We start from the raw sequence: 23,387 nt of genomic DNA, 5'->3' as shown, positions 1-23,387 counted from the left end.
GGGCGTTTCTCGCGCCAGACTGCCAATCGGAAGGACCAATCCATGCGCGCCAAGATTTTCGTCGCCGGTGTCTCCATCGCCGCCCTACTGGGCGCGGCGGCCTGCACCACGACCGACCCCTATCGCTCGACCCCCGTCCGCAACAACACCGGAACCGGCGCCATCGCCGGCGCCCTGGGCGGAGCCCTGCTCGGCTATCTGACCAACACATCCAACGGCGAACAGGGTCGTAAGAACGCCCTGATCGGCGCGGGCGTCGGCGCGCTGGGCGGTGCTGCGGTCGGTCAGTATATGGACCGCCAGCAACGCGCCATGGAGGCTCAGCTCTCCGGCACCGGCGTCGGCGTGGCGCGCCAGGGCGACAATCTGGTGCTCCGCATGCCGTCCGACGTCACCTTCGCCACCAACCAGTATTCGATCGACCCGCGCTTCCTGCCCGTGCTCGATGACGTCGCCCGGGTGCTGCAGGAATATGATCGCTCCACCATCGACGTGATCGGTCATACGGATTCCTCGGGTGGCGATGCGATCAACCAGCCCCTGTCGGAGCGCCGCGCCAGCAGCGTGGCGGCGGAACTCGTGCGTCGCGGCATCCTGGCCGAGCGCCTCTATGTCGCCGGCGCCAGTTCCCGGAACCCCGTGGCGTCCAATGCAACTCCCGAAGGCAAGGCCCAGAACCGCCGCGTCGAGATTCTGATCCGGCCTTTCACCGGCTGAGACTTTCAGAAAAATCCGCAATCCGGAAGGCGGCGTCTCGCGACGCCGCCTTTGTCCGCCTGACACCGTTCCGTGACTTGCATCCCCGCGCGCGTCGTGATCCTCCCAGAAGGACGTCGGGGGAGGAACCATGACGCCGGATGACCGGGACCTGGCCAAGAGTCTGACACTCGCAGCAGTCGCTGTGATCTGCGCCGTCCTGAGCGCCACCCTCGTGATCACGGCCGGCGAGGCCCTTCTCGCCCCCTCTCTGCCTACATCCGCCGCGCAAGCTCCGGCTCTGACCAATACAGCCGGCTGAGACGCCGCGCCGCCCCTCCGTCCTCTTCGCCGCCACATGCTGGAAAACACGGCACGGGGGGCGACCTGTCGCAGACACCCCCTCCGCAAACAGAAACGCCGCCCCCTTTCGGAGACGGCGTTCAGCTCTTCAGCTTCGAGATCGGCGGGATCGACCCGGTGAAACCGGGTCGATCCTTCGCCTGTCTTAGAAGTTGATGTCGATGGTGGCGCGACGGTTGAGCGGTTCGCGCACGCCGTCGGCGGTGGGCTTGGCCAGGGCGGTTTCACCCTTGCCGTCGAGGGCGATGACGCCGCCGTTGACGCCTTGGGCGACCAAGGCGTCCGCGACGGTGCGCGAACGACGGTTCGAGAGGCCGACGTTGTAGGCGGCCGAGCCCGAGGTGTCGGTGTAGCCGACGATCAGGACGCGGGTCGGACGGCCCGTCTTGGCGTAGTTGGCGGCCTGGGTCACGACCGAGCGAGCCTCAGCCGTCAGGTCCGAGCGATCCCAGTCGAAATAGACCACGAACTGACGCGCGGCCGGGGTCTGCGGAACCGGCGGCGGGGGCGGCGGGGGCGGAGGCGGCGGAGGCGGCGGGGGCGGCGGAGGCGGCGGAGGCGGCGGGGCCGCTTCTTCGGCGCCGAAGCTGTAGCGCAGGCCCAGGGTCACGGTGTGCGACTGGTCGTAGTCGCCGTCCCATTCGCCGAACTGGGTCGCGCCCGTCACACCGGCCGAAACCGATTCCCAAGAGGCGTCGCCCGTCAGATAGCGGTAGGTCAGGTCGATGTTGGCGCGGTCGCTGACGGCCCAGGCCAGACCGGCGATCGCCTGGGCGGCGAACTTGGTCGAGTTGTCGTCGACATCAATGGTCGCGGCGCGATTGGCGCGCTGGTTGCCAAGCATGTTTGTGGCAACGTGGTTCACACCGGCGCCCAGGCCGACGAAGGGACGCACGCCCCAGGCTTCATAGCCGAAGTCATAGATGACGTTGGCCATCAGGGTGGCGGACTCGATGTCGCCTTCCGGCGAATAGCAGCCGCCCGTCGCCGGGGTCAGATTGCACAGACCCTGAGTGCCCGAAACGGCGCGCACCTTGCCGATGTCGCCCGAGCGGTAGCCGCCTTCGAGCTCGACGCGCCAGTTGGGGTTGAAGCGATAACCCAGGCGAGCAAAGGCCGCCCAGCCGTTGTTCACCTCATAGTTCCAGTTCGCGCCGGTCGTCGACGACTCGGCGTTGATGTCGTCGATCATGTGGTAGCCGGCGTCGATCGCGCCATACCAACCGTTGGGATCTGCCGAGGCCGCGCCAGCCGACAGGGCCAGGGCGGCCGCTGCGCTGGAGGCCAGCACGATAGTCTTCATACGCATAGGGTATAGCCCTCCGCCTGTTAGAACCTAGGGCGGATCTTACCGCCTAGGCGGCTCTTACCAGCGTTGCCGTGGAAGGTCGAGGCTGAAACTTGACGACGCAAGCCCCGAAATGAGGCGCCGTGCCATTGATGCTACAGATGTAATTGGCCTTCACACGCAGATTCGTCCGAGTTCCGTCGTTTTTCCCGTCTTCCGCCGAGGGCGGCTCAACCTTCAGCTCTCTGCGGAAACGATCTGCATCCCGAGCCATTCGCCCACCAGAGCCGGCTTGTCGGCGCCCTCGATCTCGATCGTCAATTCATGTTTAAGAAGCCAGCGCCCCTCGCCCTTGTCGGTTGCATCCAACAGGCGGAACCGGCCCCGCACGCGAGATCCCGCCGGGACGGGCGCCAGAAACCTCAGCCGGTCGAAACCGTAGTTGACGCCCATGGTCAGACCATCCAGCGGCGCCACGGCGTCATAGCTCATGGTGGACGCCAGACTCAGGGTCAGAAAACCGTGAGCGATGGTTCCGCCGAAGGGCGTCGCCCTGGCCGCCTCGGGATCGACGTGGATGAACTGATGGTCCTCGGTGCAGTCCGCAAAGGCGTCGATCCGATCCTGACCAATCTCGAACCATCGGGACACCCCGACTTCCTGACCGATCAAGGCGTGAACATCCTGTGTCCGGGTCATGGCCGTCTTCTCCTCCGTCTCTCTATTTTCCAAGACCTTGACCCAGCTCCGGAGCAGTGAAAAGGGTCAACCCTCGAACCGCCCCTCGATGATCGCGGCGTAAAGCCCGGGATCGACATTGCCGCCGGACAGGATCAGGCCTGTCGTCCGGCCCGCGCCCTCGACCTTTCCGGCCAGCAGGGCCGCCAGGGACACCGCCCCGCCGGGCTCCACCACCAGTTTCAGATGGCGGAAGGCGAACCGCACCGCCTCGGCGACCTCGGCGTCGGACACGGTCGCCGCACCGGCCAGCCGCCTGTTGATCGGCCAGGTCATAACCCCCGGCATGGGGCTCATCAGGGCGTCGCAGATCGAGGGCGGCCCGGCCGGATGCCCGACCCGTTCCCCGGCCGCCAGCGACCGAGCCGTGTCGTCATAGGCTTCGGGCTCGACCACCAGGACGCGGGTCTCGGGACTGCGTTCGGCCATGACCAAATTGATCCCGGCCATCAGTCCCCCGCCGGAGGCGCCGCACAACAGCTGGTCCATCGGCGCGTCGGCCTGGTCCAGCATCTCCAGCGCCGTCGTCCCCTGGCCCTCGATGATGAAGGGATCGTCGAACGGCGGCACCAGGACGCAGCCCCGCTCGGCGGCGATGGCGGCGCCGATCTCTTCCCGGCTCTCGGTCCAGCGATCGTAGAGCCGCACCTCGCCGCCGAAACCGATCACCCCCTCGACCTTCACCTGGGGCGAGTCCGACGGCATGACGATGATCGCCGGAGATCCCACCAGAGCCGCGGCGGCGGCCACGCCCTGGGCATGATTGCCGGACGAGAAGGCCACGACCCCGCGCGCCTTTTCCTGGGCATTCAGCCGGCTGATGCGGTTATAGGCGCCGCGAAACTTGAAGGCCCCGGCCCTTTGCAGGTTCTCCGCCTTCATCAGAACCCGGCCGCCGACCACGGCGTTCAGGGCGGGGCTCTCGATCAGGGGCGTGCGGACGGCGACACCGTCGATCTGGCGGGCGGCGTCGAGAACGCCTTCATAGCTGGGCAGGTGCGTCGTCATATGCTCCCCTTAGCCCGACCGCAGGCGTCGCCCAAGACGGCGCAGGGAGAGAAAGACAATGAGCCTGATCCTCGCCATCGACCAAGGCACGACCTCGACCCGGGCCATCGCCTTCGAGGTCCGGGACCACGACCTGCGCCCGGTCGCCGTCAGCCAGATCGAGCTGGCTCAGCATTTCCCCCGCTCCGGCTGGGTCGAGCATGACGCGGGCGAAATCTGGTCCGCCACCCTCCAGACCTGCCGCGAAGTGGTGCGCCAGGCGGGCGGGGTCGACCGGTTCGCCGCCGTGGGCCTGACCAACCAGCGCGAGACGTCGGTGATCTGGGACGCCGCGACGGGCGAACCCCTTTGCCGCGCCATTGTCTGGCAGGACCGCCGCACCGCCGAGGTGACCGCCCGCCTGACCGCCGAAGGCCATGAGCCGAGGGTCCAGTCCGCCACCGGCCTGATCCTCGACCCCTATTTCTCGGCGACCAAATTCGCCTGGCTGCTGGACGCCGTGCCCGGCTCGCGCGACCGGGCGGCGCGGGGCGAGGTCAAGCTGGGCACGATCGACGCCTGGCTGATCTGGAAACTGACCGGCGGCCGGGTTCACGCCACCGACGCCGCCAATGCGTCGCGCACCGCCCTGATGGACCTGAAGACGGTGGAATGGCGCGACGACCTGTGCGCCCTGTTCGACGTGCCGCGCCAGGCCCTCCCCGCCATCGTCCCCTGCGCCGGCCGGATCGGCGAGACGGATCCGGCGCTGTTCGGCCGCCCCCTGCCCATCGCCGGATCGGCGGGGGATCAGCAGGCCGCCCTCGTCGGCCACGGCGCCCTTACGCCGGGCGACGCCAAGATCACCTACGGCACCGGCGCCTTTCTGGTGGCCAATGTCGGCGCCGAGCCGGTGGCCTCGACCCGCCGTCTCCTGGGCACGCTCGGCTACCAGGCCGAGGGCTTCACCGCCTATGCGCTGGAGGGGTCGATCTTCTCGGCCGGTTCGGCGATCCAGTGGCTGAGGGACGGGGTCAAGCTGATCTCTGAATCCCGCCAGTCCGAAGCCCTGGCCCAGAGCCTGGCCGACAACGGCGGCGTCTATCTGGTCCCCGGCTTCACCGGCCTGGGCGCCCCCTGGTGGGAGCCGGAGGCGCGCGGGACCGTGGTCGGGCTGACGCGGGATTCGGGCCCGGCCCATTTCGTCCGCGCCGCCTTGGAAGCCCTGGCCTATCAGACCCGCGACCTGCTCGACGCCCTAGCCCAGGACGGCGCCCCGCCCCTGAAGACCCTGAAGGTCGACGGCGGCGTCACCGCAAACAGTTTCGCCATGCAGTTCGTCGCCGACATCTGCGAGGTCGAGGTCGAACGTCCGGCCTTCCAGGAGATGACGGCCCTGGGCGCCGCGCGTCTGGCGGCCCTGGGCGTGGGTTTGATCTCCGATCTCGAAGCCCGACCGGCCGAGGCCCCGGCCTGTTGGAAACCCCGGATGAGGCCCCAGGAACGCGACCGCCTGCTTTCGGGCTGGCGTCGCGCGGTCAAGGCCGCCATCATCGCCGCGCCGGACCGCGCCTAAGACGCGGGCGGCTCTAGGGAAACGCTGAAAGAACCGACTGGGCTGCACATGACCGACGCCTCCGCCGCCGACGCGCCTCTTCAGGATGCTCAAGCCGCCTTTTCCGGCACGCGCGAGGTCGATCCCCGCTATCGGCTGGACGAGGCGGGGCTGGACGCCTGGATGACCGAAAACGTCGCGGGCTACGCCGGCCCTCTGACGGTGCGCCAGTTCAAGGGCGGTCAGTCCAATCCCACCTATGAGCTGACCACCCCGACCGCCGCCTATGTGCTGCGCCGCAAGCCGCCGGGCCTGCTGTTGCCCAGCGCCCACGCCGTCGATCGCGAATTCCAGGTCATCTCCGCCCTGGCCGCTCAGGGCTTTCCCGTGGCCAGGCCCCACGCCCTCTGCCTGGACGAGGGCGTCATCGGCTCGATCTTCTATGTGATGGACAAGGTGGAGGGCCGTATCTTCTGGGATCTGAAACTGCCCGGCCTCAGCCCCGCCGAGCGCCGGGCCATCTATCACGCCCAGACCGACGCCCTGGCCCGGCTTCATGCCTTCGATCCCGCCGCCATCGGCCTGGCCGACTATGGCAAGGCCGGCAACTATTTCGCCCGTCAGGTCGGCCGCTGGACCAAACAGTATCGCGCCTCGGAGACCGAGGCCGTTCCCGCCATGGACCGACTGATCGATTTCCTGCCGACCAGCCTGCCGCCGGAGGGTCCCTGCCGCATCGTCCACGGCGACTTCCGCCTGGACAATATGATCCTGGCTGAAGATCGGGCGGACGTCCGCGCCGTTCTGGACTGGGAGCTGTCGACCCTGGGCGACCCCATGGCCGACTTCTCCTATCTGCTGATCGCCTGGGCCATCCCCGCCAGCCTGCGAAACGGCCTCGCCGGCGCCGATCTGGAGGCCCTGGGCATTCCCTCGGTCGAGGAAACGGTGGACCGCTACGCCGCCGCCACTGGGATGCGACCTGCCGATCTCGAGTGGCTCTACGCCTATAATCTGTTCCGTCTCGCCGCCATCTGCCAGGGCATCGCCGGCCGTGTCCGCGACGGCACGGCGGCCAGCGCCCACGCTCGCAGCATGGCCGCCCAGGTCGGGCCGCTCAGCGAGGCGGCCTGGACGTTTGCCAAGAAGGCGGGGGCCTGATCCGCCTCGGCTTCAGCCGTCTCGATCCGCCCCGCCGGACCCGGAGGTCGGCCTGCGGACGGCGGCGCCCAGAATGCGCCGATCCGCCTTGTCCTGAATCATCACGACCACAGCGTCCTCGTCCCGCGTCTGAGGCAGGGGGTACAACATCGGCCGGCCCCGCCAGTCGCCCAGGCGCGTGACGTCGCGGACCACATTCAGCTGGCGCACCTCGCGGCCGCGGTTTTCGCCGCGACCGACCTCGACCACCTGGACGCCGGGCGTATAGGTGACGGCCAGAACCTCGGCCCCGCCCGCCGGGACGCGGCCCGAGCCGACGCCGACCTGATCGCCGCCTTGGCGGAACTCGATCTCGGGCGGCCAAGCGCGGCGGCCCGCCGCCTCGAGGATGGCGGTCTCAAGCTCAGGTCCGCGCACGCCCGAGACCTGTCGGCGGCCGTCGATGACCACCTGGGGCGTGGAGACGCCGCGCTGACGCAGGGCGGCGCGATAGGCCCGCTGGCGCTGAGAAAACTCAGGCCGGGCGAAGGTGTCGGTCCAGCCCAGATAGTCCCAATAGTCGACCCCGTAGGTCAGGGCGATGACGCGCGGCTCGGCCGCAGCCCGTTCGACCGTGGCATTGGCCTCCAGACAGGCGCCGCACCCCTGGGCGGTGAACAGTTCGACCACCACCGGCGGTCCGGCGGCGACGGCGTGCCGCCCCGGCCGCGAGGCGGCGGGCTGGGCGACCGATCCAGCGCATAGGGCGGCGCCCGCCGTGATTGCCGCTGCAATGATCCCGATCCTGTGTCTCATGGCGACGTTCTTAACCGCCGGGCGCGCAGGCGGGGGTCATAAGTGCGTGACCCTCGCCTGCGGCGGCGTTCAGTCCATCAGCTGCTGGGAGAGATAGACATAGTGGCGGGCCCAGCGCCGCGCGTTGGCCACGGGGTCGGCGTCGTTCGAATGGCCGCCGGCCGTGTCCTCATAATAGAGATGGTCGTGGCCCTGGTCGCCCAGCCGGGCGGCGAACTTGCGCGCATGGCCCGGATGCACCCGGTCGTCGCGGGTGTTGGTGGTGATGTAGACGCGCGGATAGTCCACGTCCGGCCGCAGCTGCTGATAGGCCGAATATCGGGCGATCCATTCCGCCTCCTCAGGAATGCGCGGATCGCCGTATTCGCCGATCCAGGAGGCGCCGGCCGGCAGCTCGTGATAGCGCAGCATGTCGATCAGCGGGCTCTCGATCACTGCGGCGTTGAACAGCTCCGGGTGCTGGGTGATCGACACCGAGGTCAGCACCCCGCCGTTCGACCGGCCATAGATGCCCAGACGACGCGGGCTGGTGATCCCGCGCCGCTCCAGGTCGCGCGCCACGGCGGCGAAGTCGTCGAAGGCCTTCTGGCGGTTTCCGTCCAGGGCCGCCTGGTGCCAGTCGGGCCCGAACTCGCCGCCGCCGCGGATATTGGCCTGAACGAAGACCCCGCCCCGCTCCAGCCACAGCTTGCCCATCTCGGGCTTGTAGGCCGGGTTCAGACTGACCTGGAACCCGCCGTAGCCGAACAGGATCGTCGGGTTCGACCCGTCCAGCCTCATGTCGCGCGGGCGGGTGATGAAATAGGGGATGCTGGTCCCGTCGGTCGAGGTCGCCTCGTACTGCTCCACCACATGGGTCGAGGCGTCGAACTTGGCCGGAGCGGATTTCAGCTCGGTCAGGGTGGTGGAGCCGACCGAGGCGAGGCTCAGGGTCGGCGGGGTCAGGAAGCCCTGGGTCGAGACGAAGACCTGGCCCTTGGACTTGGAGGAGTCGCCCAGGCCCACTGCGATGTTTTCTGGCGTCGCCACATCCTGGCGGCGCCAGCCGAATTCGCCCCGGTTCTCGAAGATCGCCAGCCGCCCGGCCACATTGTCGGACAGGGAGGCGACGACCTGGCGATCCAGCACCCGCACGTCGCCCAACGACTGACGGGCGGCCGGCTCATAGATCAGAAGGGCCTGGTTGCTGACGCTCAGATCGTCGCGGTCGGACCGCAGATGGTTCAAGGGTATGGAAAGCAGGGAACCGGGCTTGTAGGCGAGGCCGTTGAAGGTCCAGGCCTCGTCATTCGAGACGATCAGCAGGCCCCCCTGCGCTCCGAAGACGCTGACCCGGTCCGGCAGGGCCAGTTTCACCGTCGATCCGTCATGGGCCATCATCCAGGTTTCGGAGCGGAAGGTGTCCAACGGGCGGGTGATGATCACCGCCGTGACCCGGCCGGTCTTGTCGCGATAGACCGCCGGGCTGACGCCGTAGCCGCCGTCCGAGGCGTCGCCGCGATAGTCTTCGACCGCCTGGGCCAGGGTCTGGCCCCGCTTCAGGGTCTTGACGATGAAGGGATAGCCGGACTCCGTCAGACTGCCGGGTCCGAAGTCGGTGGCGACCAGGAGCGTGTCGCGGTCCAGCCATTCGATCCGGTGCTTGCCCTCGGGCAGGTTGAAGCCCCCGTCCACGAAACGCTTGGTGGTCAGGTCGAACTCGCGCACCACCACCGCATCCTTGCCGCCGTCCGACAGATTGATCAGGCAGCGGGTCTCGTCCGGCGCCAGGCAATCGGCGCCCTTGAACACCCAGTCCTTGCCCTCGGCTTTCGACAGGGCGTCGATGTCCAGCAGGGTCTCCCACTGCGGGGTCGCGGTGCGGTAGCTCTCTAGCGTCGTGCGACGCCAGACGCCCTTGGGATTGGTCGCGTCCTGCCAGAAGTTGCCGACGCCGTCGCCGAGGAAGGACGGGCTGGGAATCCGGTCCGTGGCGGTCAGGATCGCCTGGGCCTCGGCCCGGAAGGTCTCATAGCGCGGGTCGCCGGTCAGGACGGCCAGGGACTTGCGGTTCTCCTCGGCCACGAAAGCCATGGCCTCAGCCCCGTCCACCTGCTCCAGCGCCAGATGGTCGTCGGCCGCCGCGACGCCGGCCGGGGTCAGGTCGCGGGGGAAGTGCGGCGGGGGAGCGTCGTTGGTCGATACGACGACTTCATCTGAACCGATCTCAACGGGCGTGCCCGCACAGGCCCCCATCAGAAGCGCCGGAATGGCGGCGGACAGGATCAGTTGACGCATCTAAAAACTCCGCTCATCCCGGCGAAAGCCGGGACCCAGATCTTTGAGCGTTCGGCGCCGCCCATTCGTACTGAACTCGATCCCAGCCGCCGAACCTCGCGAAAGCACTGGGTCCCGGCTTTCGCCGGGATGAGCGGAAAGAAAAGACCCTATTCCTTCGCCGGCGTGTCCATCAGCCGCCGCGACAGATAGGTGTATTCCAGCGCCAACCGCCGCGCCGTCTCTTGCAGGTTGGCCCCCGCCGCATGGCCGCCGTCGGTGTTCTCATAGAAGAGCACCGGATAGGCCAGCTCTTCCAGACGCGCCGCCGCCTTGCGGGCGTGGCCCGGATGGACCCGGTCGTCCTTGGTCGAGGTGTGGATGAAGACCTCTGGATAGGGCTGGCCCGCGCGCAGGTTCTGATAGGGCGAATAGGCCTGGATCCAGGCGCGCTGTTCGGGAATGTCCGGATCGCCGTATTCCCCGATCCAGCTGGCGCCGGCCAGAAGCTTGTGGAAGCGCAGCATGTCGAACAGGGGCACCTGGATGACGGCCGCATTGATCAGGTCCGGCCTCTGGGTCAGCATGGCCCCCATGAACAGGCCGCCCTGCGAGCCGCCCATGATCCCCAGCTTCGGCTGACTGGTGATCTTGCGCGCGATCAGGTCCAGGGCCACGGCCTGGAAGTCCTCGTGCGCGCGCTGGCGGTTCTGCTGCAAGGCCGCCTCGTGCCAGCGCGGGCCGAACTCGCCGCCGCCGCGCGTATTGGCGATGACATAGACCCCGCCCCGCTCCAGCCACAGCTTGCCGACCGTGGCCGAATAGCCGGGCAGCAGCGAGCTCTCGAACCCGCCGTAGCCGTACAGCAGGGTCGGGTTGGACCCATTCAGCGGCATGTCCGCCTTATGGACCACGAAATAGGGGATCATCGTCCCGTCGGCCGAACGGGCCTCGTGCTGCTCCACCGTCATGCCGGTCGCGTCGAACTTGGCCGGCATGGACTTGACCTGCTCGACCGCCCCGGTCGCCGCATCGGCCAGCCACAGGCTGGACGGGTTCAGATAGCCGGTCACGCTGACGAAGACCTTGTCGTCCGTCTCCGAGGCCGAACCGACGCCGACCGAAACGTTCTGCGGCAGGTCCAGGGTGGAATAGGTCCATTCGGTCTCGCCGGGCCGATAGACCCGCACCGAGCCGCGCACATTGTCGTACAGGGCCACGACCAGGGTGTTGCGGGTGGCGTTCACCCCCTCCACCGCCTGACGTTCCGTGGGACGCAGCACCAGGACGGCGGGCGTGGCGGGGTCTTCCAGCCAGGCGTCCAGCGGCCAGGCGATCAGGTCGCCGCTCTTGAACTCCTGACCCGACGGCGCGGTCCAGTCCTGTTTCAGCGACACCACCAGCTGGCCGGCGACCAGACCCGTGATGTCCGACTTGGCCGGCAGGGCCAGTTTGACCACCGCCCCGTCGTCGGTCACGCGATAGGTCTCGGACGAATAGAAGTCGATCGACCGGTTGATCAGGGTCGCTTTCAGCACCCCGTCGGCGTCACGCAGCGTATAGCCGGACACCGAGACGTCGGTCGGTTCGCCCATGAACAGGACATCGGCCTGATCCAGCGACTGGCCGCGCGTCATTCGCTTGACCACCATCGGATAGCCCGAGTTGGTCAGGGTGCCGGGGCCGAAATCGCGTGCGACCAGCAGGGTGTCCCTGTTCAGCCAGGTCGCCCCGCCCTTGGATTCCGGCAGGACGAAGCCGCCCTCGACGAAGCTGCGGGTCACGCTGTCGAACTCGCGCAGGGTCACCGCGTCCTTGCCGCCGTTGGACAGGCTGATCAGGCAGTAGCGCTCTTCAGGGGCCAGACAGGTCGAACCCTTGTAGACCCAGTTGGCGCTCTCGGCCTCGGCCAGGGCGTCGAAGTCCAGCACCGTCTCCCACTGGGGTTCGGCGGTCTTGTAGGAGTCCAGGCTCGTGCGGCGCCAGACGCCGCGCACATGCTGGGCGTCCTGCCAGAAGTTGTCGATATGGCCGTCGTGGGTGAAGCCCGGCGAAGGGATCCGGTCGCGCGACTGGACGATCTCCAGCGCCTGCTGGTGCAGGGTCTCATAGCGGGGATCGCCCTGAAGCACGCCGAGCGAATGGGCGTTGTGCGCCTTGACCCATTCCATGGCCCGCTCGCCCTCGACCTCCTCCAGCCAGACATAGGGGTCGGTCGCCTCGCTGGTCGCGAAGGCGGGGGCGGAGGAGGCGGTCTGGGCCATGGATACCGAGGTCAGGCTGGTGGAGGCGAGAAGGGCCGCGAGCACGGCGGCGGATGAGCGGATCATGGACAGTCCCCGAAACTAAGGGGCGCACCTTAGCGACGGTCCCTCGGGCGGCAAGGCGACGAATCCGCCCTTACGGTTTTGTCATCTTTCTCAACCCTCGTCAGGGATGCAGATCAGGTTCCCGCAGGCCTTGCAGTGCACCGCGTCCGGGTCATGCGTCTGCAGGCCGCAGCGGTCGCAAGGGTGGCGGACCTTGTGCGGCTTGATCAGGGCCTGGGCCAGACGCAGAAACAGGGTGATCCCGACCAGCATGATGGCGATGGACAACAACTTGCCCAGCGGCCCCGGCAGGGTGACGTCGCCGAACCCGGTCGTGGTCAGGGTCGCCACGGTGAAATAGAGGGCGTCGATATAGCCGCTGATCCCGTCATGCCCGCGGAAGGTCGCATAGACGAAGCCTGTCACGACGAAGACGAAGGTGACCAGGCCGGAAAGCGCGCGCACGATCCCCTCGACCCGGGTGTCGTCGAACCGCGCCCCGACGGTCCGCCAGAAAAAGTCCGAGTTCAGCAGCGTCCACAGCCGCAGCATCCGCAGGAAGCCGAGATTGAACAGCCAGGCCGGGAACAACAGGGTCGCCAGGACGAACAGATCCAGCCAGACGATCGGCTTCTTCAGCCAGTCGCGAATGTCCGAATAGGCGTAGGCCCGCGCCGCCAGATCGGCCGCCAGCAGGGCGGCGATCAGATAGTCCAGCACATAGAAGGCCCAACCCATGTTCTTCAGGATCGGGGCCGCCAGGAAGAAGGCGATGATGGCGAAGTCGATGACGATGACCGTCAGCCGGAACTTCACCGCCGCCGGCTGGCCGCCGTGATACAGATATCTCAGCCGCGCACGCAGTCGCAGGCCATCGTCCTTGGGATCGATTTCGGTTTGGGACACGGCGGTTTCCGGACGGCGGGGATCGGCCTATATGGCCTGAATGACCCGTCCTTTCATCAAGATGAACGGCGCCGGCAACGAATTCGTCGTCGTGGATGCGCTGGAAGCCCCGTTTCGTCCGAGCGAGAACCAGGTGCGCGCGCTGGCCGACCGCGCCTCGGGCGAGGGGTTCGACCAGCTGATCGCCATCGAACCGTCCGACACGGCAGACGCCTTCATGCGGGTCTGGAACGCCGACGGCTCCATGGTCGAGACCTGCGGCAACGCCCTGCGCTGCGTGGGCTGGCTGCTGATGGAGGCCAAGGGCTCCGACCGGGTCGTCATCGACACCGCCGCAGGCCCGACCACGGCGTCCCGCGCCGGCGACCACAGGGTGACGGTCGATATGGGCCGGCCCCGGCTGGACTGGACCGAAGTCCCCCTGGCCGAAGAGATGGACACCCGCGGGATCGAGCTTCAGCTCGGCCCCATCGACGCGCCGATCCTGCACACGCCGGGCGCCGTCTCCATGGGCAATCCGCACGTCGTCTTCTTCACCGACCGGCAGGATGACGCCTTCGTGACCGGCTCCGGCTCCCTGGTCGAACACCACCCCCTGTTTCCCGAAGGGGTCAATGTCGGCTTCGCCCATGTGCTGGACCGCGATCATATCCGGCTTCGGGTCTGGGAGCGGGGCGCCGGCCTGACCAAGGCCTGCGGCACCGGCGCCTGCGCGGCCCAGGTGGCGGCGGTCCGCCGCGGCCTGACCGACCGCAAGGCCACCGTGGTCGTCGACGGCGGCGAGCTGACGATCGACTGGGATCCGGCGACGGACCATGTGCTGATGACCGGCCCGGTCGAGGTCGAGCGCACCGGCGCCCTGCCCTTCTGACACGATGGGGGTGACGCTGACGTGAAGGGAAGCTTGCGCTGAGGCGTGTGCCCCTTCCGGAGCGTCAAGGCTTGGCGCGGCGCGTCCCAAGCTCTAGGACACGAACGGTTACAGCCGCGCCGAACCCTGGACGTCCCGATGCCCGATCTAACAGAAAAACAGACCTTCTCCGACCAGGAGGCGCTGGACTTCCACCGCATCCCCACGCCGGGGAAGATCTCGATGGCCCCGACCAAGCCGATGGCGACCCAGCGCGACCTGTCGCTGGCCTATTCGCCGGGCGTGGCCGTGCCGGTCCTGGCCATCGCCCAGGATGCGGACAAGGCTTACGAATACACCTCCAAGGGCAATCTGGTCGCCGTCATCTCGAACGGCACCGCCATTCTGGGCCTGGGCAATCTGGGCCACATGGCCTCCAAGCCGGTGATGGAGGGCAAGTCGGTCCTGTTCAAACGCTTCGCCGATGTGGACAGCTTCGACGTCCAGGTGAAGACCACCGATCCGGACGAGTTCATCACCGTGGTGAAGAACATCGGCGACACCTGGGGCGGCATCAATCTGGAGGACATCAAGTCCCCCGAATGTTTCGTCATCGAGAGCGAACTTCAGGACCTGCTGGACATCCCCGTCTTCCATGACGACCAGCACGGCACCGCCATCATCTCCACCGCCGGCCTGATCAACGCCTGTCATGTCGCCGGCAAGCGGCTGGACGAGGTCAAGGTGGTTCTGGCCGGCGCCGGCGCCGCAGGCCTGTCCTCCATCGCCCTGATGAAGGCCGCCGGGGTCAAGGCCGAGAACACGGTCATCTGCGACAAGGACGGCGTCGTCTACAAGGGCCGCGAACACGGCATGGACCAGTGGAAGGCGGCCCACGCCACCGACACCCCGCTGCGCACCCTGGCCGAGGCCATGGTCGGCGCCGACGTGGTGCTGGGCCTGTCCGCCAAGGGCGCGATCACCAAGGAGATGGTGGCCTCCATGGCCCCCAATCCGATCATCTTCGCCATGGCCAACCCCGATCCCGAGATCACGCCGGAAGACGTCAAGTCGGTACGGTCGGACGCCATCATCGCCACCGGCCGCTCGGACTATGTGAACCAGGTCAACAACGTCCTGGCCTTCCCCTATCTGTTCCGGGGCGCCCTGGACGTGCGGGCGCGCCGGGTGAACCATGAGATGAAGGTGGCCTGCGCCCAGGCCCTGGCCGCCCTGGCGCGCGAGGACGTGCCGGACGAGGTCGCCGCCGCCTATCGCGGCCGCAAGCTGAAGTTCGGCCCGGACTACATTATCCCGACCCCCTTTGATCCTCGGCTGATCTGGTACATCCCGCCCTTCGTCGCCCAGGCGGCGATGGATTCGGGCGTGGCCCGCGTCCAGATCGACGACATGGACGCCTATCGCAACGCCCTGCGCTCGCGCGTCGATCCGTCCGCCGCCCTGATGCAGAAGATCAACTCGGCCGTGCGCGGCGGACCCAACAAGCGCATCGTTTTCGCCGAGGGCGAGGAGCCGGCCGTCATCCGCGCCGCCTGGGGCTTCAAACAGGCCGATCTGGGCACCCCCATCCTGGTCGGACGCGAGGATCTGATCCGCCAGAACGCCGCCGAGGCCGGGCTGAATTTCGACGATCTGGGCATAGAGATCACCAACGCCCGCGTCTCCGGCCACAATGTCGAGGACACCGACTGGCTGTACGAGAAGCTGCAGCGTCGCGGCTATCTGCGCCGCGACGTTCAGCGGATGATCAACCAGGACCGCAACTATTTCGCCGCCACCCTGGTCGCCAAGGGCCGGGCCGACGCCATGGTCGCCGGCGTCACCCGCAACTTCAACATGGCCCTGAAAGAGGTCCAGCGCGTCCTGGACGTGGACGACACCCTGATCGGCCTGTCGATCCTGCTGGCCAAGGGCCGGACCCTGTTCGTCGCCGACACCACCATTCACGAACTGCCGGACGCCGCTGAGCTGGCGGACATCGCGATCAAGGCCGCCGAGACTGTGCGCAAACTCGGCCGCAATCCGCGCGTGGCCTTCCTCAGCTATTCCACCTTCGGCAATCCGCCCGGCGACCGGGCCGAAAAGGTCCGTGAGGCGATCCGCATCCTGGACAAGAAGGGCGTCGACTTCGAATACGAGGGCGAAATGCCCCCCGAGGTCGCCCTGGATCCCAAGGGCCATCCCGCCTACGCCTTCAACCGCCTGACCAAGCCGGCCAACGTCCTGGTCATGCCGGCCATCCACTCGGCCGCCATCTCGACCAAGCTGGTCCAGGCCCTGGGCGGCGCGACCGTCATCGGACCGCTGCTGGTCGGGCTGGAGAAGCCGGTCCAGATCGTCTCCCTGGGCGCTTCGGTCAGCGAGATCATCACCGCCGCCACCTTCGCCGCCTATGACGCCGGTCCGGCCTTCCAGGGCTCGGGCCTGACCTCGGCGCCGCGCCCGCCCGCCGCCGTGGTCGAAAAGCCGAGCACGGCGGTCCCCCCCACCGTCTGATCATGAGCGAGCCCGGCTCCTTCCCGCCCACCGCCCCCCCGCCCCGGCGGGTGGAGCCGGGTCTCTATCTGGTGGCGACGCCGATCGGGAACCTGCGCGACATGACGCTCAGGGCGCTCGACGTCCTGGCCGCCGCCGACCTGGTCCTGGCCGAGGACACCCGCGTCACCGCCAAGCTGCTGACCGCCTATGGACTGAAGGCGAAGCTGGAACGCTGCGACGACCACGCCTCCGGCCGTGCGGCCGAACTGGCGATCGAGCGCCTCCGGAACGGCGAGGTCGTGGCCCTGGTCTCCGACGCCGGCACCCCCCTGGTGTCCGACCCCGGCTTCGTCGTCGCCCGCGCCGTGATCGCCGAGGGCCTGCCCGTCCACCCGATCCCCGGCCCGTCCAGTCTGTTGGCCGCCCTGTGCATCGCCGGCCTGCCCGCCGACCGCGTCCTGTTCGCCGGCTTCCTGCCGCCCAAGACCGCCGGGCGGACCGCCGCCCTGGAAGGGCTGAAAGGCCAGCGCCAGACCCTGGTCTTCTTCGAAAGCGGGCCGCGCCTGCGCGACAGCCTGACCGACATGGCGGCGGTTCTCGGCCCTCGCCCGGCCGCCGTGGCGCGTGAATTGACCAAGCTGTACGAAGAATGCGTGCGGGGCTCGCTCGACGAACTGGCGGTCGATCCCCGACTGGATGCGCCCAAGGGCGAGATCGTCGTGGTCATCGGCCCCGGCGAGGCGGAGGAAGCGACCCAGGCGGACGCCGACGCGGCCCTGAGCGACGCCCTGACCCGGCTTTCGACCGGAGAAGCCGCCTCGGAAGTCGCCCGCGCCCTGGGCCTGAACCGCAAGACCCTGTACCGCCGCGCCCTGGAGCTTCAGGGCAAGTGAGCCCCCGCCTGCCCCGCCCGACGCTGGATCGACGTCCGAAGGCGGCCTGGCGTCAGGCCAAGGGGGGCGCCGCCTTCAAGGCCGGCCATGCGGCGGAATGGATCGCCGCCCTCTGGCTGATGCTGAAGGGCTACCAGATTCTCGGGTTTCGGCTGAATACCCGCTCCGGCGAGATCGACCTGCTAGCCCGTCGCGGCCGAATCCTGGCTGTGGTGGAGGTCAAGCGCCGCTCCCGGCTCGACCTCGCCGTCCTGGCGCTGAAGCCCGCTCAGCACGATCGGCTGGTTGCGGCGGGCGAGGCCGTCCGCCGCAATCGCCCGGCCCTGCAACCCCTTGAACTGAGAATTGATATGGTGGCGCTGGCTCCCAGTCGATTTCCGCGTCATCTTCGCGGCGTTCAGAGGCGCGGGAACTGAAGGGATCGCATGACCCGGGAAGAAGCCGAGGCCATCCTGACGTCGGCCGGTGAGGGCGGCGACGAGGGCTTCCCCCTGCTGGAGGCGGCGATCGCCTGCGCCATCCACGATCATCCCTTCCGTGACCCCCAACCCGTCCGCACCCTGGCCCGCAGCGCCTGCGAAAGGCTGAAGGAGCGGGTCGGGGGCGAAAGCCCGGACGAGGCCCTGTCCGAAACCATGGCCGCCGACCTGCGTCTGAACGGCGACCTGCTCCATTACGACCATCCCGCCAACACGGATCTGATCGAGGTGGCCGAGCGCCGCCGCGGCCTGTCCGCCGCCCTGGCGGTCTTCTATCTCCACGCCGCCCGAGCGGCGGGGCTGAAGGCGGCGGGGGTGGACTTCCCCGGCCATTTCCTGGTCCGGGTCGAGACGGCCGAGGGTCCGGTGGCGCTCGATCCCTTCAGCCAGGGTCGGCTGGTCCTGCCCAGCGAACTGACCCGGCGGGCGCTTCGGGCCGGTCTGACGCCGCACGTCGCCGACAGGCTGGACCTGTTGATGGCTCCGGTCAGCGACCGTCAGGCCTTGATGCGGCTGCAGAACCTGCTGTTCAGCCGCGCCATCCGCAGCCACGACTATGAGGCGGCCGAACGCTCGGCCCTGCGCCGGGCCCTCCTGGATCCAGAAGACCACCGGCCCTGGCTGGACGTCGCCGCCGCCCGCGAGAAACAGGGCGCCCTGGCCGGTTCACTGGAGGCCCTGTCGCGGGCTCGCGGCCTGGACGGCGTCGAAGAAGCGCGTCGATCGACGACCTTCGAGCGCGTTCGAATGCGATTGAACTAGACCGGTTCGCCGCGCAGCAGCCGCGGCAGGTCGCCGGTCGCCCCGCCCGCCTCCTGCATGAAGGCCCGGCGCAGCGGCCCGATCCGGTTCACCGCCGCCATCCCCAGATCCCGCATCAGCCGGACCGGGCCGATGTCGTTGGAGAACAGCCGCACGAAGGCGTCGAAACCGGCCGCCAGGGCGGCGTTGTCGAACCGGCGCCAGCGGGCGTAGCGTTCCAGCACCGTCTCGGCCCCCAGGTCCTCGCCCAGGCGCGCGGCCTCGGCAAGAACCTCGGCTAAGGCGGCGGCGTCCTTCAGCCCCATATTCAGCCCCTGGCCCGCCACCGGATGCACCCCATGGGCGGCGTCGCCGATCAGGGCGAGACGCGGCGCGACCAGTTTTTCGGCCAGGCTGAGCGACAGCGGATAGACGAAGCGCGGCCCCTCGACCGAAACCCCGTCCAGAAAGGCCCCGAACCGCCGCATCAGATGCGACTGGAAGGCCGCGTCCGAGGCGCCGCGCAGGGCCTCGGCCCGCCGGGTCGTCTCGGTCCAGACCAGGCTGGCCCGCTGGTCGGTCAGGGGCAGGATGGCGAAGGGGCCGCTGGGCAGGAAATATTCGTGGGCGACATTGCCGTGGTCGCGGCCCAGCCGGACCGTGGCCACCACCCCGCTCTGGCCATAGGCCCAGCCGACCGTCTCTATCCCGGCGGCGCGGCGCACGATCGAGCCCCGACCTTCCGCCCCCACCACCAGGGCGGCGGTCAGGATCGAGCCGTCGGCCAGGGTCACGGTCGCCTTGCCCGCATCCCGCTCGACCGAGACGACCGAGGCCGGCGCCCGCACCTCGATCCCCGCCGCCGTCACCGCCTCGGCCAGGGCTGCCCGGATCCGCCGGTTCTCGACCATATAGCCCAGGGGCTCGCCCCCGGTCCGCCCGCCGATCTCCTCGGCGTCGAAGCGCAGGAAGGCCGGCGAGGGCGACTTGCTGGCCGCGCCTGGCCGACGGCCGTCCGTGACAAGAATGTGATCCATCCGGCAGGCGTGCGGCCGCAGGGTCTCGCCCAGGCCCAGGGCGTCCAACATTCGGAAGGTCGAAAAGGCGATCGCGGTCGAACGCCCGTCGAAGCTGGGCGCCAGCTGGGCGCTGAACGGCTGCGGATCGACCAGCACCACCTTCAGCCCGCCCTGCGCCGCCGCCAGGGCGAAACTCGCCCCGGCCAGGCCCGCGCCGGCGATGATGATGTCGTAGCGTTCGGTCTCTGCCATGGCAGGCTTGTCGCGCCGCACGCTCAAAAGGTCCAGAGGACGGTTTGTCTCCGGCGCCTGGTAAATGAGCCCTTAACCCTGGGGATGCGACAAGGCGGGTCGAACGTCAGCCGCCCGGAAGGTCTCGCCTTTCATGTCCACCGCCCTCGCCGTCGGCCGCCAGGCCTGGATCAGCGCCCGTATCCTTTGGGAGGCGCCCTTCGTCGTGCGGTTCCGGGGGGTGCTTCAGGCCCTGCTGGCGACCCTGTTGCTGATCGCCCTCATCTCCTGGAATCCGGCGGACGCCAGTCTGAACGCCGCCTCAAGCCTGCCGACCACCAACTGGCTGGGCGCGAACGGCGCCCTGTTCGCGGACCTGTTCATGCAGTCCCTAGGCTTGGCCGCCTGGCTCGCCGCCCTGCTGGCGATCGCCTTCGGCCTGGCCCGCGCCATCGGCGACGCCATCCAGCAACGTCTGAAACCCAGCCCGATCAAGGCCCTGTCGGCCACGGCCGGAACCCTGCTGTTGTCCGGGGCCCTCGCGGCCCTGGCCGCCCCCGCCGCCTGGCCCTTAGCCGCCGGCCTGGGCGGTCTGTGGGGCGACGCCTTCACCGGCCTGACCGCCCAGGGCCTGGCCGCCCTGAGGATTCCCGGCGGGCGGATCATCGCCGGATTGCTGTTCCTGGGCGGCGGCCTGTGGCTGACGGGCTTCGCCATCGGCCTGCGCGCCATGGACTTCATCGACGCCCTGCACTGGGGCCGCTCGCTGCGCGCCCCCGCCGCGCCCCCGCCTGCCGTCGCTGCCAAAAAGCCGCGCGCCCCCGCACGCGAAAAGGCGGCGCCCAAGCCCGAGGTTCGCACGCCCGCCCCCGCCCCGGACGCCGCCGTCGCGCCGGATCAGGACGCCGACGGTCCCCAGACGGCCTATGACGACCTGCCGCCCTGGGAGGAGGAGCCCGCCCCCGCCGCCCGCGCCGCGCCGCGAGCGGTCGAACCCCGCGTCGCCGCGGTCAAGGCGCCCAAGCCGCGCAAGGAAGACGTCGACCAGCAGGCCTTCGTCTTCGACCGTCCCGAAGGCGCCTTCGACCTGCCGCCGCTGGGCATCCTCACCAAGCCCGCCCAGCGCGTCGGTTCGGTGGATGAGGACTCCCTGAAGCAGAACGCCAAGATGCTGGAAGGCGTGCTGCAGGAATTCGGCGTGCGCGGCGTGATCGACCAGATCCGCCCCGGCCCCGTGGTCACCCTGTACGAGCTGGTCCCCGCCCCCGGCGTGAAACACGGCCGCGTGGTCGCCCTGGCCGACGACATCGCCCGCTCCATGTCCGCCCGCGCCTGCCGGATTTCGGTGGTTCAGGGCAGGAACGCCATCGGCATCGAACTGCCCAACGCCAAGCGCGAGACCGTCTATCTGCGCGACCTTCTGTCCAGCGCCGAATACGACAAGAAGGGCCACCTGCTGCCTCTGGCGCTGGGCGAGACCATCGGCGGCGAACCCTATGTCGCCGACCTGGCCCGCATGCCCCACCTCTTGATCGCCGGCACCACCGGCTCGGGCAAGTCGGTCGGGGTCAACGCCATGATCCTGTCGATCCTGTATCGTCACAGCCCGGCCGAGTGCCGCTTCATCATGATTGACCCCAAGATGCTGGAGCTGTCGGTCTATGACGGCATCCCGCACCTGCTGGCCCCGGTCGTCACCGATCCGAAGAAGGCCGTCGTGGCCCTGAAATGGACGGTGCGCGAGATGGAGGACCGCTATCGCCGCATGTCCAAGCTCGGCGTGCGCAATGTCGCCAGCTACAACGAGCGCGCCCGCGAGGCCCAGGCGAAGGGCGAGCATTTCGAGCGCACCGTCCAGACCGGCTTCGACGACCAGGGCCGCCCCGTCTATGAGTCCGAGAAGATCCGTCCCGAGCCCATGCCCTATCTGGTGGTGGTCATGGACGAGATGGCCGACCTGATGCTGGTCGCTGGCAAGGATGTGGAAGGCGCCGTCCAGCGCCTGGCCCAGATGGCCCGCGCCGCAGGCATCCACCTGATCATGGCGACCCAGCGCCCGTCGGTGGACGTGATCACCGGCACCATCAAGGCCAACTTCCCGACCCGGATTTCTTTCCAGGTCACCTCCAAGATCGACAGCCGGACCATCCTGGGCGAACAGGGCGGCGAACAGCTGCTGGGCCAGGGCGACATGCTCTATATGGCCGGCGGCGGCCGCATCACCCGCCTGCACGGCCCCTTCGTCGACGACAAGGAGGTCGAGGACGTCTGCAAACACCTGAAGGCCCAGGCCGAGCCCGACTATCTGGACCTGATCACCGACGAACCGGACGGCGACGGGGACGGCGGCTTCGACGAGGGTGGAAACGGCGGCCCAAATGGGAGCGGGGGCGACGATCTGTACGACCGGGCCGTCGCCGTCGTGACCCGCGACCGCAAGGCCTCGACCTCCTACGTCCAGCGTCGTCTGCAGATCGGCTACAACCGCGCCGCCTCCCTGATCGAGCGCATGGAGCAGGAAGGCGTGGTCAGCCCCGCCAACCACGCCGGCAAGCGCGATGTCCTGGCCGGCCCGCCGCCGATGGTGTGAGCCAAGCCGAGGAACGGCTGCGCCTTCGAGCCGTTGTCTGACCCGCCGTCGCGTCCAAGCTTCAGCATTTCGATGAACAGGGCTTCATCGGAGCGCCGGAATATGGTCAGGCTCGCGTCATTCCGACGCCAAGCCGATCGGGCAAGACGGCGGCATCGCTGACCATCCCGAACGGGAGACTGACTTCATGACCACCACCGCCGTCGCCGAGAGCCTCGCCGCCCCGATCGGCGCCCCCGTCGATTCCCACCGCCGCGCCCTGCTGCTGGGCGCCGGACTTGTGACGGGCTTGGCCGCCCTGGGGATGTTCGACGCGGCCCAGGCCCAATCCAATCTATCGGCCGAGGATCGGGCGGTGGTTCAACGGGCCCAGACCTATCTCCAAGGCCTGACCTCGGCCCAGGGCACGTTCGTCGAGACAGGTCCGGGCGGACAGCGCCGCGAGGGCCGCTTCTATCTGCAGCGCCCCGGCAAGATGCGGTTCGAATACACCAATCCGGCCGGCCTGCTGGTCGTGTCGGACGGCTACAACGTCAAACGCTATGACCCGCGACTGAACAATTTCCAGCAGGTTCCGCTGGGACGAACGCCCCTTTCGACCTTCCTTGCGCGCAATGTGCGGCTGGACCAGGGCGTCCGTATCGACCGCGTCACGCGGATGCAGTCCGGCGCCTTCGCCATCACCGCCCGCGACGCCAATCGGCCCAACGACGGCCAGGTGGTTCTGGCCTTCGCCGGTGATCCGATCCGCCTGCACGAATGGACCATTTCCGACGCCCAGGGATCGCGGACCCGCACTCAGCTGACCTCGCTTCAGCCTGCCTCCGGCTTGGCGGCCAGCCTGTTCCAACTGCGAGACCCTACCCGCCGACCCGGTCGGAACTAGCGCCTGCAAGAGCGGAAGTCGCGAATCATCGGTATCCGTCCGTTGCCGGAGAATCACGGCCAAGCGAGAAATGTGACAATTTGACCTTTTCCTTCGGTCGTGACATCTAGAACACAGAGCGGCGGCGGCCGCTCTACCGCCCGGA

General features: G+C 68.5%; 19 protein-coding genes. 11 read left to right on the top strand and 8 right to left on the bottom strand.

What is annotated here, in order from left to right; genetic code table 11:
* The first annotated feature begins 42 nt into the window (after positions 1-42).
* Positions 43-717, top strand: a complete 675-nt coding sequence (locus ACZ5M6_RS03190) for a YiaD family glycine zipper/OmpA-like lipoprotein (RefSeq protein ID WP_054764444.1) — start codon at positions 43-45, stop codon at positions 715-717.
* 130 nt (positions 718-847) lie between these two features.
* Positions 848-1,018: a hypothetical protein gene (locus ACZ5M6_RS03185; protein ID WP_182715107.1), complete on the top strand. Its 171-nt coding sequence runs from the start codon at positions 848-850 to the stop codon at positions 1,016-1,018.
* Between the two features lie 186 nt (positions 1,019-1,204).
* Here the strand turns inward: ACZ5M6_RS03185 and ACZ5M6_RS03180 are convergent, their stop codons facing one another.
* From ACZ5M6_RS03180 to ACZ5M6_RS03170, 3 genes are all read right to left on the bottom strand, one after another.
* The gene (locus tag ACZ5M6_RS03180; RefSeq protein WP_464160092.1) at positions 1,205-2,362 is read right to left on the bottom strand and encodes an OmpA family protein; all 1,158 of its coding nucleotides are present in this window, start codon (positions 2,360-2,362) and stop codon (positions 1,205-1,207) included.
* 222 nt (positions 2,363-2,584) lie between these two features.
* Positions 2,585-3,046, bottom strand: coding sequence for a MaoC family dehydratase (locus ACZ5M6_RS03175; protein ID WP_409616256.1), 462 nt, complete (start codon positions 3,044-3,046; stop codon positions 2,585-2,587).
* Between the two features lie 66 nt (positions 3,047-3,112).
* Positions 3,113-4,093 (bottom strand): threonine ammonia-lyase, encoded by a 981-nt coding sequence (locus ACZ5M6_RS03170; protein WP_054764441.1) that lies wholly within the window; start codon positions 4,091-4,093, stop codon positions 3,113-3,115.
* Between the two features lie 58 nt (positions 4,094-4,151).
* On the opposite strand from ACZ5M6_RS03170, the gene glpK reads away from it, so the two are divergent.
* A complete protein-coding gene (glpK, locus tag ACZ5M6_RS03165; RefSeq protein WP_464159659.1) occupies positions 4,152-5,648 on the top strand; it encodes a glycerol kinase GlpK in 1,497 nt (498 codons plus the stop codon).
* Positions 5,649-5,696: 48 nt separating this feature from the next.
* The gene (locus tag ACZ5M6_RS03160; protein ID WP_054764439.1) at positions 5,697-6,788 is read left to right on the top strand and encodes a phosphotransferase family protein; all 1,092 of its coding nucleotides are present in this window, start codon (positions 5,697-5,699) and stop codon (positions 6,786-6,788) included.
* Positions 6,789-6,800: 12 nt separating this feature from the next.
* On the opposite strand, the gene ACZ5M6_RS03155 is transcribed toward ACZ5M6_RS03160, so the two are convergent.
* The 4 genes from ACZ5M6_RS03155 to ACZ5M6_RS03140 all read right to left on the bottom strand — a co-directional run bounded on the left by ACZ5M6_RS03155 (position 6,801) and on the right by ACZ5M6_RS03140 (position 13,054).
* Positions 6,801-7,583, bottom strand: coding sequence for a DUF1223 domain-containing protein (locus tag ACZ5M6_RS03155; protein ID WP_054764438.1), 783 nt, complete (start codon positions 7,581-7,583; stop codon positions 6,801-6,803).
* 69 nt (positions 7,584-7,652) lie between these two features.
* A complete protein-coding gene (locus tag ACZ5M6_RS03150) occupies positions 7,653-9,860 on the bottom strand; it encodes a prolyl oligopeptidase family serine peptidase (protein WP_464159657.1) in 2,208 nt (735 codons plus the stop codon).
* A 149-nt stretch (positions 9,861-10,009) separates the two neighbouring features.
* Positions 10,010-12,169 carry a prolyl oligopeptidase family serine peptidase gene (locus tag ACZ5M6_RS03145; RefSeq protein ID WP_464159655.1) on the bottom strand — a complete coding sequence of 720 codons (2,160 nt, stop codon included), beginning with the start codon at positions 12,167-12,169 and terminating at the stop codon, positions 10,010-10,012.
* A 90-nt stretch (positions 12,170-12,259) separates the two neighbouring features.
* The gene (locus ACZ5M6_RS03140; RefSeq protein ID WP_464159653.1) at positions 12,260-13,054 is read right to left on the bottom strand and encodes a potassium channel family protein; all 795 of its coding nucleotides are present in this window, start codon (positions 13,052-13,054) and stop codon (positions 12,260-12,262) included.
* A 40-nt stretch (positions 13,055-13,094) separates the two neighbouring features.
* Between ACZ5M6_RS03140 and dapF the strand changes: the two genes are divergently transcribed.
* The 5 genes from dapF (at position 13,095) to ACZ5M6_RS03115 (ending at position 18,537) form a co-directional block, all read left to right on the top strand.
* The gene (dapF, locus tag ACZ5M6_RS03135) at positions 13,095-13,925 is read left to right on the top strand and encodes a diaminopimelate epimerase (protein WP_464159651.1); all 831 of its coding nucleotides are present in this window, start codon (positions 13,095-13,097) and stop codon (positions 13,923-13,925) included.
* Positions 13,926-14,063: 138 nt separating this feature from the next.
* The gene (locus ACZ5M6_RS03130; RefSeq protein ID WP_054764434.1) at positions 14,064-16,421 is read left to right on the top strand and encodes an NADP-dependent malic enzyme; all 2,358 of its coding nucleotides are present in this window, start codon (positions 14,064-14,066) and stop codon (positions 16,419-16,421) included.
* A 2-nt stretch (positions 16,422-16,423) separates the two neighbouring features.
* Complete coding sequence (rsmI, locus tag ACZ5M6_RS03125; protein WP_464159649.1) at positions 16,424-17,296, top strand: 16S rRNA (cytidine(1402)-2'-O)-methyltransferase; 873 nt, start codon at positions 16,424-16,426, stop codon at positions 17,294-17,296.
* Entirely contained in the window at positions 17,293-17,712 is a 420-nt protein-coding gene (locus tag ACZ5M6_RS03120) for a YraN family protein (protein WP_464159648.1), read from the top strand. The genes rsmI and ACZ5M6_RS03120 overlap by 4 nt, the downstream gene beginning before the upstream one ends.
* A gap of 9 nt (positions 17,713-17,721) precedes the next feature.
* Positions 17,722-18,537, top strand: a complete 816-nt coding sequence (locus ACZ5M6_RS03115; RefSeq protein ID WP_464159646.1) for a SirB1 family protein — start codon at positions 17,722-17,724, stop codon at positions 18,535-18,537.
* Here ACZ5M6_RS03115 and ACZ5M6_RS03110 read toward each other — a convergent pair.
* Positions 18,534-19,787: a UbiH/UbiF/VisC/COQ6 family ubiquinone biosynthesis hydroxylase gene (locus ACZ5M6_RS03110; protein WP_191554796.1), complete on the bottom strand. Its 1,254-nt coding sequence runs from the start codon at positions 19,785-19,787 to the stop codon at positions 18,534-18,536. The genes ACZ5M6_RS03115 and ACZ5M6_RS03110 overlap by 4 nt on opposite strands.
* Before the next feature lie 133 nt (positions 19,788-19,920).
* Between ACZ5M6_RS03110 and ACZ5M6_RS03105 the strand changes: the two genes are divergently transcribed.
* Together ACZ5M6_RS03105 and ACZ5M6_RS03100 are read left to right on the top strand one after the other, a co-directional pair.
* Complete coding sequence (locus ACZ5M6_RS03105; protein WP_464159643.1) at positions 19,921-22,356, top strand: DNA translocase FtsK; 2,436 nt, start codon at positions 19,921-19,923, stop codon at positions 22,354-22,356.
* A gap of 187 nt (positions 22,357-22,543) precedes the next feature.
* Positions 22,544-23,242 carry a LolA family protein gene (locus ACZ5M6_RS03100; protein ID WP_333896732.1) on the top strand — a complete coding sequence of 233 codons (699 nt, stop codon included), beginning with the start codon at positions 22,544-22,546 and terminating at the stop codon, positions 23,240-23,242.
* The last annotated feature ends 145 nt before the right edge of the window (positions 23,243-23,387 follow it).

This window comes from Brevundimonas sp. Br13 (genome assembly GCF_055391505.1).
This window is presented reverse-complemented; position numbering and strand designations above follow the sequence as displayed.